Origin of the sequence: Rhizobium sp. PRIMUS64 (assembly GCF_023006465.1) — a bacterium.
GTDB lineage: Bacteria > Pseudomonadota > Alphaproteobacteria > Rhizobiales > Rhizobiaceae > Rhizobium > Rhizobium leguminosarum.
Window position 1 is genome coordinate 1 of the sequence record NZ_JALBGX010000182.1, and the last position, 11,620, is coordinate 11,620.

Annotated in this window: 13 protein-coding genes, 1 tRNA gene and 1 riboswitch; of the genes, 4 read left to right on the forward strand and 10 right to left on the reverse strand. The window is 61.7% G+C overall.

The window, feature by feature from the left end:
* Positions 1 to 117: 117 nt before the first annotated feature.
* Positions 118 to 498, reverse strand: coding sequence for a VOC family protein (locus MOV76_RS35800; protein WP_047617079.1), 381 nt, complete (start codon positions 496 to 498; stop codon positions 118 to 120).
* A 421-nt stretch (positions 499 to 919) separates the two neighbouring features.
* Here MOV76_RS35800 and MOV76_RS35805 point away from each other — a divergent pair, with 421 nt between their 5' ends.
* Positions 920 to 1,198 (forward strand): hypothetical protein, encoded by a 279-nt coding sequence (locus MOV76_RS35805; RefSeq protein ID WP_028731565.1) that lies wholly within the window; start codon positions 920 to 922, stop codon positions 1,196 to 1,198.
* Positions 1,199 to 1,224: 26 nt separating this feature from the next.
* Here the strand turns inward: MOV76_RS35805 and MOV76_RS35810 are convergent.
* Positions 1,225 to 1,298: transfer RNA gene (locus tag MOV76_RS35810), tRNA-Gly, on the reverse strand.
* A 59-nt stretch (positions 1,299 to 1,357) separates the two neighbouring features.
* Positions 1,358 to 2,452, reverse strand: a complete 1,095-nt coding sequence (locus MOV76_RS35815) for a 2'-deoxycytidine 5'-triphosphate deaminase (RefSeq protein WP_047617081.1) — start codon at positions 2,450 to 2,452, stop codon at positions 1,358 to 1,360.
* 73 nt (positions 2,453 to 2,525) lie between these two features.
* Positions 2,526 to 2,604: riboswitch (SAM riboswitch) on the forward strand.
* 42 nt (positions 2,605 to 2,646) lie between these two features.
* On the opposite strand from MOV76_RS35815, the gene MOV76_RS35820 reads away from it, so the two are divergent.
* The gene (locus MOV76_RS35820; protein ID WP_130728801.1) at positions 2,647 to 3,831 is read left to right on the forward strand and encodes an O-succinylhomoserine sulfhydrylase; all 1,185 of its coding nucleotides are present in this window, start codon (positions 2,647 to 2,649) and stop codon (positions 3,829 to 3,831) included.
* A gap of 242 nt (positions 3,832 to 4,073) precedes the next feature.
* Entirely contained in the window at positions 4,074 to 4,466 is a 393-nt protein-coding gene (gene apaG / locus MOV76_RS35825; RefSeq protein WP_247266324.1) for a Co2+/Mg2+ efflux protein ApaG, read from the forward strand.
* Between the two features lie 28 nt (positions 4,467 to 4,494).
* On the opposite strand, the gene MOV76_RS35830 is transcribed toward apaG, so the two are convergent.
* The 3 genes from MOV76_RS35830 to MOV76_RS35840 all read right to left on the reverse strand — a co-directional run bounded on the left by MOV76_RS35830 (position 4,495) and on the right by MOV76_RS35840 (position 7,732).
* Positions 4,495 to 5,487: an Hsp33 family molecular chaperone gene (locus MOV76_RS35830; protein WP_018244649.1), complete on the reverse strand. Its 993-nt coding sequence runs from the start codon at positions 5,485 to 5,487 to the stop codon at positions 4,495 to 4,497.
* A gap of 90 nt (positions 5,488 to 5,577) precedes the next feature.
* Entirely contained in the window at positions 5,578 to 6,492 is a 915-nt protein-coding gene (gene argF / locus MOV76_RS35835; RefSeq protein ID WP_018447646.1) for an ornithine carbamoyltransferase, read from the reverse strand.
* A 40-nt stretch (positions 6,493 to 6,532) separates the two neighbouring features.
* Positions 6,533 to 7,732: an aspartate aminotransferase family protein gene (locus MOV76_RS35840; protein ID WP_247266322.1), complete on the reverse strand. Its 1,200-nt coding sequence runs from the start codon at positions 7,730 to 7,732 to the stop codon at positions 6,533 to 6,535.
* Between the two features lie 419 nt (positions 7,733 to 8,151).
* On the opposite strand from MOV76_RS35840, the gene MOV76_RS35845 reads away from it, so the two are divergent.
* A complete protein-coding gene (locus MOV76_RS35845) occupies positions 8,152 to 8,685 on the forward strand; it encodes a GcrA family cell cycle regulator (protein WP_018447648.1) in 534 nt (177 codons plus the stop codon).
* Positions 8,686 to 8,866: 181 nt separating this feature from the next.
* Here the strand turns inward: MOV76_RS35845 and phoB are convergent, their stop codons facing one another.
* The 4 genes from phoB to MOV76_RS35865 form a co-directional block, all read right to left on the reverse strand.
* Positions 8,867 to 9,550 (reverse strand): phosphate regulon transcriptional regulator PhoB, encoded by a 684-nt coding sequence (phoB, locus tag MOV76_RS35850; protein ID WP_003545181.1) that lies wholly within the window; start codon positions 9,548 to 9,550, stop codon positions 8,867 to 8,869.
* Positions 9,551 to 9,697: 147 nt separating this feature from the next.
* A complete protein-coding gene (phoU, locus tag MOV76_RS35855; RefSeq protein ID WP_003556199.1) occupies positions 9,698 to 10,411 on the reverse strand; it encodes a phosphate signaling complex protein PhoU in 714 nt (237 codons plus the stop codon).
* A gap of 44 nt (positions 10,412 to 10,455) precedes the next feature.
* Positions 10,456 to 11,271, reverse strand: coding sequence for a phosphate ABC transporter ATP-binding protein PstB (gene pstB / locus MOV76_RS35860; protein WP_112905887.1), 816 nt, complete (start codon positions 11,269 to 11,271; stop codon positions 10,456 to 10,458).
* A gap of 15 nt (positions 11,272 to 11,286) precedes the next feature.
* A partial coding sequence (locus tag MOV76_RS35865; RefSeq protein ID WP_247266323.1) for an ABC transporter permease subunit occupies positions 11,287 to 11,620 on the reverse strand: 334 nt, incomplete at its 5' end.

The following is an 11,620-nucleotide window of genomic DNA, read 5'->3' on the forward strand; positions in this document are numbered from 1 at the left end:
GCCTTCGGCGCCGGCGGCAGCACGTCGCCGAGCCCGGATCCCGACTGGACGGAATTCTGAGCCGGTCAAAACAGGCATTGGCAAGGGCGGCTGCGGCCGCCCTTGCCATTTGGGGACCTAACCCTGCCGCCAGCCGATCTCGACCAGGATGTTTCCGGGCGCCGTGCAATAAAACAGCCAGCCGCCGCGCATGGCGACCGGCGGGCCAGACAGATCAGCACCAGCAGCCGCAAGCCCGGCATGGACCGCATCGACATCCGCCCTTTCGGGCAAAATGAAGCCGATGTGATAGGTCTGGCGCCCGATCTCCACCTGATCGGCGGTGCCGAACTTGGCGATGGCGTGGCTGAGGACAATTTCGAGGCCGGCATCGTCTTCCAGGATCGCGAGGCCGTTCTGACCGCGCATATCCTTAAGTCTCAGGCCGAAATGACGGATCAAGAAATCCGCCGTGGCAGCAATATCGGGAACGTGGAAATCGAGATGGTTCAGGCGCATGACAGTCTCCGTTCGAAAAAAATCCCGGGACTGCCTTTTTGCCGTCTCCGCACGCCGCCGGGATCCCGCATCTTCATGCGGATCACGTCGCGGGTTCTCGTGCCATGGCACGGAGCAGAGCTTCGCCGGAGCGCTTAACGCTCCAGCGGAAGGAACCGGGCTTACCTCAACCGATCCTGCCTTTTTCGACGATGCCGATCTAGCAGACGGCACCGGTTTCGGCAATGGATGCGTCGGTGCATCTGGAGGAACGGGATTATCACCCTAATATCAAGAGGTGGAGGTGGCGTCCGGCCGCTCGATCACGACGTCCCCGGCGATGCTTCCCAAAGGATTGAAGAGCGGCATGGGCTTTCGTGTCGTCAGCTCTCTCCGGCGAGGCGTAGAGTGATGTCATTCACGGCATTTGGGAGGGATGGACATGAAACCTGCAATCATCGGCCTCATCGGCACGCTCGTTCTCGCCGGATGCAGCACCGTCACCTATGGCGGCCCAGGCCTCGAACCCATACCGGGAAGCATCACCTATAGTGGCCAACCGCGCACCAAACTCACCAAATCACCGGTAGGGTCCGCCTTTCCGCATGATTTCATTGACCAGTACGGCCAGCAGGTGGAGGAAACCTACATCATCCAGCCCGACAGAAGCCTGATCATCGCGCATCGTCGGTACAAGCCGATCCGGTTTTTCGGGGATTAGGCGCATCAGGTATAGTTTGCGGGAGCTGGAGCGGGTGAAGGGAATCGAACCCTCGTATTCAGCTTGGGAAGCTGCTGCTCTACCATTGAGCTACACCCGCGTTGATGCGAGATTTCCAACAGATGGGGGCCGCTGTCAAGTCGCGGCCGCCGGGAGGGCTCAGATGCGGAAGTGCTTCGAGAGCTTGAGGCCCTGGGCCTGATAGTTGGAGCCGAGGCCGGAGCCGTAAAGGCTGGCGGGCTTTTCCTGCATATGCTCGTAAACGAGGCGGCCGACAATCTGGCCGTCTTCGAGGATGAAGGGCACCTCGTGGCTGCGGACTTCGAGCACGGCGCGGCTGCCGCGGCCGCCAGCCGGCGCGTGGCCGAAGCCCGGATCGAAGAAGCCGGCATAATGGACGCGGAATTCGCCGACCAGCGGATCGAAGGGGGTCATCTCGGCGGCATAATCCGGCGGCACGTGCACGGCCTCGCGCGAGACGAGGATATAAAACTCGTCGGGATCGAGGATCAACTCGTTGCGGCCGCGGCTATAGAGCGGTTCCCAGAAATCATAGATGTCGTGCTGGGCCTTCTTATCGACATCGACGACGGCGGTGTGATGTTTGCCGCGATAGCCGATCAGGCCCTCCTTGTCTCCGGCGAGGTCGATCGACAGCGCGATGCCGCCGCCGGAAACGTTGGGCAGCTTGCTGGCGACCAGCGTCTCGCTTTCATGCAGCTTCAACAGTTCCGGCTCGCCGAGCAGCGCCTGACCAACGCGGAAACGGATCTGCGACAGGCGCGAGCCGCGGCGCACGACGATCGGGAAGGTGCGCGGGCTGATTTCGAGATAGAGCGGGCCGGAATAGCCGGCCGGGATCTTGTCGAACTCCTGGGCGTAATCGGTAATGACGCGGGTGAAGATATCGAGGCGCCCGGTCGAGCTCTTCGGATTGGCCGAGGCCGACATGTCTGCCGGCAGCGCTAAGCTCTCCATCAGCGGCACGATGTAGACGCAGCCGGTTTCGAGCACCGCCCCCTCGGAGAGATCGATCACATGCAGGCTCAGCCGGTCGAGCTTGTCGGACACCAGATGCGAGGGGCCGGGCATGAAGCTGGCGCGCACGCGAAACGCCTTGGCGCCCAAGCGCAGGTCGAGGCTTGCCGGCTGGATCTGGTCGCGGTCCAGCTCCCGTTCGGAGATCAGACGCTCCGTTTCGAACAGCGCGGAGATCGCGCGATCCGCCAGAATTCCCGTTTCACGAGCCATCATGCCTCATCCATCATTTGCCGCCGACAAAACCAAACTCGGGGAATTGACGCAAGCAGCTAACAGCAGTATTGCAGAATTATCCCGTGGTGATTTGGCCGGTCGGCTTGCAGCCACGTTAAACAAGTGGCTAAAAAGACCGGGTTGAAACCGGTCTGCTTTTGCGACCGGTTTTTTTGTTATGTGAAGGTGATGGCATGAGCAAGACCTGGCGCCCGGCAACCCAACTCGTCCACGGTGGCACGCTGCGTTCGCAATATGGCGAGACGTCCGAGGCAATCTATCTCACGCAAGGCTTCGTCTACGAGACGTCGGAGGCGGCCGAAGCCCGCTTCAAGGGCGAGACCGAGGGCTTCATCTACGCCCGCTACGGCAGCCCGACCAACGACATGTTCGAAAAGCGCATGTGCATGCTCGAAGGCGCCGAAGACGCCCGCGCCACCGCTTCCGGCATGGCCGCCGTCACCGCGGCGATCCTCTGCCAGCTGAAGGCCGGCGATCATATCGTCGCTGCGCGTGCCCTGTTCGGCTCCTGCCGCTGGGTCGTCGAGACGCTGGCGCCGAAATACGGCATCGACTGCACGCTGATCGACGGCCGGGATCTTGCGAACTGGGAAAAGGCGATCACGGCGAAGACCAAGGTGTTCTTCCTGGAAAGCCCGACCAACCCGACGCTCGAAGTGATCGATATCGCAGGCGTCGCCAAGCTCGCCAACCAGATCGGCGCCAAGGTCGTCGTCGACAACGTCTTTGCGACACCGCTCTTCCAGAAGCCCCTGGAGCTCGGCGCCCATATCGTCGTTTATTCCGCCACCAAGCATATTGACGGCCAGGGCCGCTGCCTCGGCGGCGTCGTGCTTTCCGACAAGGAATGGATCGACGAGAACCTGCACGATTATTTCCGCCATACCGGCCCGGCAATGTCGCCGTTCAACGCCTGGACGCTGTTGAAGGGCATCGAGACGCTGCCGCTGCGCGTGCGCCAGCAGACCGAGAATGCGGCAAAGATCGCCGATTTCCTGGCCGAGCAAGGCAAGGTCGCCAAGGTGATCTATCCCGGCCGCAAGGACCATCCGCAGGCCGATATCATCGCCAAGCAGATGACTGGCGGCTCGACGCTGGTCGCCTTCGAGCTGAAGGGCGGCAAGGATGCGGCCTTCGCGCTGCAGAACGCGCTTGAGATCGTCAAAATCTCCAACAATCTCGGCGACAGCAAGAGCCTGATCACCCATCCGGCGACGACGACGCACAAGAACCTGACGGAAGAGGCGCGCGCCGAACTCGGCATCTCGCCTGGTACGGTCCGCCTTTCGGCCGGCATCGAGGATACCGACGACCTGATCGAGGATTTCGCGCGGGCGCTTGCCAGGGTTTCGGCCTGATCTAGGGATAAACGCGGCCGGACCTCATTTGGGGTTCGGCCGTGCCGGACCTCACAAGGTGAGGCCGGGGGAACAAGTTTGCCCGCCGCGGCGTTCCGAACCGGAATTAACACTGACAATTAGGCTTAACGATCGAAAACCCTTCGGATCACAGCCGTTTCAGCGATGATAATTGTTCCGTTTCTTGACGGACAGGGCCTCTTATAAGATACGGGTAACATATCTTGACTAAGGTGCAAGGCATGTATCGCGCCCTCACAAGAGACATCGAAGTTATAGTCGAACCGTTCTATCTGGAGGAGCAATCCGATCCGGACGACGATCGCTATGTCTGGGGTTACCGGATTGTCATCAGCAACAATTCCGGCATCGCCGTTCGCCTGGTCAACCGTTACTGGAACATCACCGATCAGAATGGACAGGTGGACGAGGTCACGGGCCCCGGCGTCGTCGGCGAGCAGCCGCGGCTCAGCCCCGGCGACACCTACGAATACTCCTCCGGCTGCCCGCTCGACACGCCCTCAGGGCTGATGTTCGGCCATTACCAAATGGAAACGGATGAAGGCGAGATGTTCGATGTCGACATCCCCGCCTTCTCGCTGGATTCCCCCGGGCTGCTGCGCGTGCTTAACTGAGGCGATAGCGCACCGCCTCTTTTCAGAACTATTCGGCCGGCTGAAGCTCGGCCGGCTCGAAGCGGTAGGTGGTCGAGCAGAATTCGCAGGTGACGGCGATTTCGCCGTTTTCCTGGCTGGCTTCGATCTCTTCGGCCGAAAAGCCCTTCAGCACACCCTTGATCTTGTCGCGCGAGCAGCTGCAGCGATCAAAGACTGCGCGCGGTTCATAGACGCGCACGCCGCGCTCGTGGAACAGGCGAAACAGCAGCCGCTCGGTACCGACAAGCGGATCGGTGAGTTCATCGGCGTCGATGGTCTCGACCAGCGAACGGGCTTCGACCCAGGCATCGTCCTCGCCATGCGGGCGGTTGCCGGTGTCGCCGTCGCCGCCGTGGAGATCCGGCTGGCGCATGCGCTCCGGCGCTTCCGGCAGGAACTGGGCGACGAGGCCGCCTGCCCGCCAGCGATGGCGCGGCTTGCCCGCATCGTCACGATCGAAGAGTTCGGCCGCGGCAAGGCGGACGCGCGTCGGGATCTGCTCCGACTGGCGGAAATAGACGCCGGCAATTTCTTCCAGCGTAGTGCCGTCGAGCGCGACGATGCCCTGGTAAGGCTGGCTGAACTTGCCCTGGTCGATGGTGAAGGCGAGCACGCCCTTGCCGAGCAATTGCTCCGGCTCGGTTTCACCAGACTCGATCGCCTTATTGAGCAGCGCCTGATCGAAACGGGCATAGGCGCGGACATTTTCCGGCGTCGAGAAATCGGCGACGAGGAGATCGACCGGGCCATCGCCCTTGGTCTGCACCGTGAACTTGCCGTCGAACTTCAGCGAGGTGCCGAGCAGCACCGTCAGCACGACGACTTCGGCAAGCAGCCGGGCAACGGGTGCGGGATAATGATGGCGCTCGAGGATCGCATCGAGCATCGGGCCGAGCTGGACGGCGCGACCGCGCACATCCAGCCCCTCCACCTGGAAGGGGACGACATGGTCATCGCCGGCGAAATCAAACTGGCCGAGGGCGGCTGCAGCTTCTGCCATGGCTTTCACTCCTAGTTTTCAGAGCGATGGGCCAGCGTGCCCTTCGCTCACGCGGTCGCGAGTTTGTGACTCGCGACGTCCGATTATGGTTCAGATCGCGCCCAGGCACCAAGCAAGAATCGACTTCTGCGCATGAAGACGGTTTTCCGCCTCATCGAAGACCACAGATTGCGGACCGTCGATCACTTCGTCCGTCACTTCCTCACCGCGATGGGCGGGCAGGCAATGCATGAACAATGCATCATTGCCGGCTTTGGCCATCAAGGCCGCGTTGACCTGATAAGGCTGGAAGACATTGTGACCCCGGGCCCGATGTTCCTGATTCATGGAGACCCAGGTATCGGTCACCACGCAATCGACGCCGGCGACCGCACGGTCGGCATCATGGCAGAGCATGATTTCGGCGCCCTCATTGCGGGCCCAGTTCAGATAGTGATCCTTGGGCTCGGAGCCAAGGGGTACGGCCATGTTCATGCGGTAGCCGAAACGCGCGGCCCCCTCGACCAGCGAATGCAGCACATTGTTGCCGTCGCCGGTCCAGGCGATGGTCTTGCCCTTGATCGGGCCGCGGTGCTCTTCGAAGGTCATGATGTCGGCCATGATCTGGCAAGGATGGGTGTCATCCGTCAGCGCATTGATCACAGGCACGGTCGCATGCTCGGCAAGCTCGACCAGCCGCGAATGTTCGGTGGTGCGGATCATGATCGCATCGACATAGCGCGACAGCACCTTGGCGGTGTCGCCGATCGTCTCGGCGCGGCCGAGCTGCATCTCGGTGCCGGACAGGAACAGCGTTTCGCCGCCGAGCTGGCGCATGCCGACGTCGAAGGAGACGCGGGTGCGCGTCGACGGCTTCTCGAAGATCATCGCCAGCATCTTGCCGGCGAGCGGCTTGTCGCCCTTGCCGGCCTTGAAGGCCTGCTTGCGGGCGAGCGCATCGTTCATGATGGTTCTGAGATCGGCTGATGTGACCGCCGAAAGATCGAGGAAATGTTTAGGAGCCATAGTCTTCTTACCTGTGCTGCGCCCGAAGGCGGCAATCTCGTCAAGCCGTCTTCTTGACCTTGGAGGCGCGAATGCTCTCGGCGGCGCGCTCGATGCGGGCAAGGCCCTCGCGGGCTTCCTCGGCGGTGACCACGAGGGGCGGAAGAAGGCGGATGACATTGTCGCCGGCGGGCACGCCGAGCAGATGGGCGGCGCGGATCGCCTGCAGCAGTTCGGCTGAGGGAACGGCAGCCTTGACGCCGAGCAACAGCCCCTCGCCTCTGATATCTTCGATCACATCGGGATAACGATCCTTCAGTGAGGCGAGGCCCTGGCGGAAGACCAGTGCGACGTCGCGCACATGCTGGAGGAAGCCATCGGCAAGGATGATGTCGAGCACGGCGCTGCCGACGGCCATGGCGAGCGGATTGCCGCCATAGGTCGAGCCATGCGTGCCGGCCTTCATGCCGGAGGCGGCCTCTGATGTGGCAAGGCAGGCGCCGAGCGGGAAACCGCCGCCGATGCCCTTGGCGACAGCCATGATGTCGGGGGTCACGCCCGCCCATTCATGGGCGAAGAGCTTGCCGGTGCGGCCGATGCCGGTCTGGACCTCGTCGAGGATCAACAGCAGGCCGTTGTCGTCGCAGAGCTGGCGGAGCGCCTTCATGAACTCGGTGGTGGCAGGACGGACACCGCCCTCGCCCTGCACCGGCTCGATGAGAATTCCAGCCGTGGCATCGGTGATCGCGGCGCGGACCGCTTCGATGTCGCCGAAAGCCACCTGATCGAAACCCGGCGCCTTGGGGCCGAAGCCTTCGAGATATTTCTCTTGGCCGCCGGCAGCGATCGTCGCCAGCGTCCGTCCGTGGAAGGCGCCTTCGAAGGTGATGATATGGAAGCGCTCGGGATGGCCCTTGGAAAACTGATAGCGGCGCGCCGTCTTGATCGCGCATTCGAGCGCCTCGGCACCCGAATTGGTGAAGAACACCTTGTCGGCGAAGGTGGCGTCCGTCAGCCGTTTTGCCAGACGTTCCTGACCGGGGATCTCATAGATGTTCGACAGGTGCCAGACCTTGTCGGCCTGCTCCTTCAGTGCGCCCACGACATGCGGATTGCTGTGGCCGACTGACGTGACGGCAACGCCAGCGCCGAAATCGAGATATCGCTCGCCGCTTTCGGTGATCAGCCACACGCCCTCGCCTCGCTCGAACCGCAGCGGGGCACGAGAATAGGTGTCATAAAGCGGCGCGGCTTCAGCCATGGCGCGATCTCCATCAAGTTGCCGGGCAATGACTCCGGCTAAGGAAACCAGGCCCGAAAAATCAAAAATGCCGCCTTGCGGCGGCGAGGGGCACTATTTCCTTTTCGCGCTGCAATGTCAACAAAACTGCGCCCTTAGCGTATGCAGCAAGGGTGTACAGCGGCATTTTCAGTCTTCAACAGGCATTATTGCAGAAATGCCACGCAGAGGCAGCAAGTTGGGGAAAACTACGAATTCGATTCATCCGGATTCATGCGACTCTTGTCACGGAGTCAGCCTCACACTAGGTTAAAGATCAATTACTAGACTGCATGCGGCGGAACTAGTCACCAAAATTGATCAAGCGTTTCTTGTTTCGGAGCTCCCGGGACAACGGTGAGGGATTCTGCCATCACCAACGCAAAAGGTGGAGACAGGGCATGAACTGGACAGACGAGCGGGTCGAGAAACTCAAGAAACTTTGGGCCGAAGGACTGAGCGCCAGCCAGATCGCTGCGCAGCTTGGCGGAGTCAGCAGAAATGCGGTCATCGGCAAAGTGCACCGGCTGAGCCTTCCGGGCCGTGCCAAGGCCGGCGGCACCAACACCGCCGCACGAACGCCGAAGCGCAATACGTCGGCGCCGCGCGCGCCGAACTACGCCTCACGGGTCGCCACGCGCACCGTTACCCGCCAGCAGGGCGCGACCATGCTGAAGGAAGAGATCGAGATCGAAACGATCGAGGAAATGGAATACGTGCCGAGAGGCAACGTGGTCGTGCCGATTTCCCGACGCCTCGGCCTGACGGAACTGACCGAACGCACCTGCAAGTGGCCGGTCGGCGATCCGCTGAAGGACGACTTCCATTTCTGCGGCTGCGAATCCCCCGACAATTCGCCCTATTGCAGCTATCACCAGAAGCTTGCCTACCAGCCGGTCAACGAACGCCGCCGGGCAGCCGCGCGGGCCAGCTGAGCGGGCTGACCATCGTTAGAATGCAGAAACGGGCCGAGTGGCCCGTTTTTTTGTTGCTGGATGGAAGCTCAGGTTTTCCTCCGTCATGCTCGGCCTTGTGCCGAGCGCAGATCCTCGGCACGAGGCCGAGGATGACGTCGCGGTTTTGCCAGGGATTTGTCAGCAACTCAAATGGAAGCCCTCAGGCTTCCATCGAATAACCGGCGCCGCGGACGGTGCGGATGACGTCCTGCATGTTGGAAAAATTCAGCGCCTTGCGCAGGCGGCCGACATGGACGTCGACGGTGCGCTCGTCGACATAGATATCGTGGCCCCAGACGCCGTCCAGAAGCTGCGAGCGGGAGAAGACCCGACCCGGTGACGACATCAGGAATTCCAACAGGCGGAATTCGGTGGGGCCGAGGCGGACTTCGCGGGTCTTGCGATGGACGCGATGGGTCTCGCGGTCGAGCTCGATGTCACCGCATTTCAGCACCGTCGACAGCACCTCGGGGCGGGCGCGGCGCAGCATCGCCTTGACGCGGGCAACGAGCTCGGGGGTCGAGAAGGGCTTAACGACATAATCGTCGGCGCCCGTCGACAATCCGCGAACACGCTCGCTCTCTTCGCCGCGCGCCGTCAGCATGATGATCGGCAGGCGCTCGGTTTCCGGCCGCATGCGCAGACGCCGGCAGAGCTCGATGCCGGAGACGCCGGGCAGCATCCAATCAAGGATGAGAAGATCGGGCGTGCGCTCCTGAAGCCGCATTTCGGCTTCGTCGCCACGAAGGATGGTATCGACCTCGAAGCCTTCCGCTTCGAGATTGTAGCGAAGAAGCACGCTGAGGGCTTCCTCGTCTTCAACAACTGCAACTCTCGGGATCATGCGTGTCGGTCTCCTCGCGCATGATCCTTAAATCGGGGGTGATTTAAGCAATGCATCCTGCGCAAATTCAGAAATTGGCTGCGACCTCTTTGCGCGCCCGGACGGGCGCGCACGCAATTGACTGGTCCGGGCGACTGGCCCGGGCGGCTATTCCGTCACCGCGCCGACGGTGTTGGCGCTGTCGTCCTTCGGACGGTCGCCTTCCGGCTGCGCGCCTGTCGTCATGTAGAAGATCGTCTCGGCGATGTTGGTGGCGTGGTCGCCGATACGCTCGATGTTCTTGGCGCAGAAGAGAAGATGCGTGCAGCTGGTGATGTTGCGCGGATCTTCCATCATGTAGGTCAGGAGCTCGCGGAACAGCGAGGTGTACATCGCGTCGATCTCGTTGTCGCGTTCGCGGATCGCATTCGCCTTGTCTGCGGAACGATTGGTGTAGACGTCGAGCACTTCCTTGAGCTGGACGAGCGCCAGCTCGGACAGATGCTCGAGGCCGCGGGCAAGCTTGCGGGGAACGCCGGTGCTTTGGACGGCGATGACGCGCTTGGCGGTGTTCTTGCCGAGGTCGCCGACACGTTCGAGATCGGCGGCGATGCGGATCGAACCCATGATTTCGCGCAGGTCCGAAGCCATCGGCTGACGGCGGGCGATGGTGACGATCGCCTTGTCGCCGATTTCGCGTTCGGCGTGATCGAGGATCACATCGTCCGAAATGACCTTCTGCGCCAGCGCGGTATCGCCGTTGACGAGGGCGCGCACGGCTTCGCTGACCATCTGCTCGGCCAGGCCGCCCATTTCGGAAATCCGCCTGGACAGGAACTTCAAATCATCATCATAGGCAGAAAAAATATGTGTCGATGCCATGGGGCTTTATCCTCGAATAACGGGAAGGCTTCGCGTCGCCAAAATCAGCCGAAACGGCCCATGATGTAGTCCTGGGTACGCGGATCGTCGGGATTGGTGAACATCTTGTCGGTGTCGTTCTCCTCGACGAGGTTGCCGAGGTGGAACATTGCGGTGCGCTGCGAGACGCGCGCGGCCTGCTGCATGGAGTGGGTGACGATGACGATCGTGTAGTTCTCGCGCAGCTCGTGGATCAGCTCCTCGACCTTGGCAGTGGCGATCGGGTCGAGCGCCGAGCAGGGTTCGTCCATCAGGATGACTTCAGGGCTGACGGCAACGGCACGGGCAATGCAGAGGCGCTGCTGCTGACCGCCCGACAGGCCGGTGCCGGATTCGTGCACGCGGTCCTTGACTTCGTTCCAGAGACCGGCGCGCTGCAGGCTGGTCTCGACGATCTGGTCGAGATCGGCCTTCGACTTGGCAAGGCCATGGATGCGCGGGCCGTAGGAGACGTTTTCGTAGATCGTCTTCGGGAACGGGTTCGGCTTCTGGAAGACCATGCCGACGCGGGCGCGAAGTTCGACGACGTCGATATCGGGATCATAAATATCGTCGGTATCAAGCGTGATCTTGCCGGTGACGCGGCAGCCGTCGATCGTGTCGTTCATGCGGTTGAGGCTGCGCAGGAAGGTCGACTTGCCGCAGCCGGACGGGCCGATCAGGGCGGTTACGGTGTTTTCGCGGACGTTCAGGTTCACATCGAAAAGCGCGCGCTTCTCGCCGTAATAAACCGAGACATCCTTTCCGATCATCTTATACGGGACGTTGCTCATCTTCTGATCCAGCGCCTTTTCAACTGCAGCTTCCGTCAACATATTCATAATGTTTAACTCCGTTTACCAGCGGCGCTCGAAGCGACGACGCAAGAGGATGGCGCCCATGTTCATGACGATCAGGAACAGGAGCAGGACGATGATGGCACCCGAAGTACGCTCAACGAAGGCACGTTCGGCCTCGTTGGCCCACATATAGACCTGTACGGGCAGAGCCGTCGAGGGATCGAGCGGCGTCGTCGGCGCGTTGGCGACGAAGGCGACCATGCCGATCAAGAGCAGCGGCGCGGTTTCGCCGAGCGCGTGCGCCAGGCCGATGATCGTGCCGGTGAGGATGCCGGGCATGGCGAGCGGCAGAACGTGGTGGAACACCATCTGCATCTTCGAAGCGCCGAGG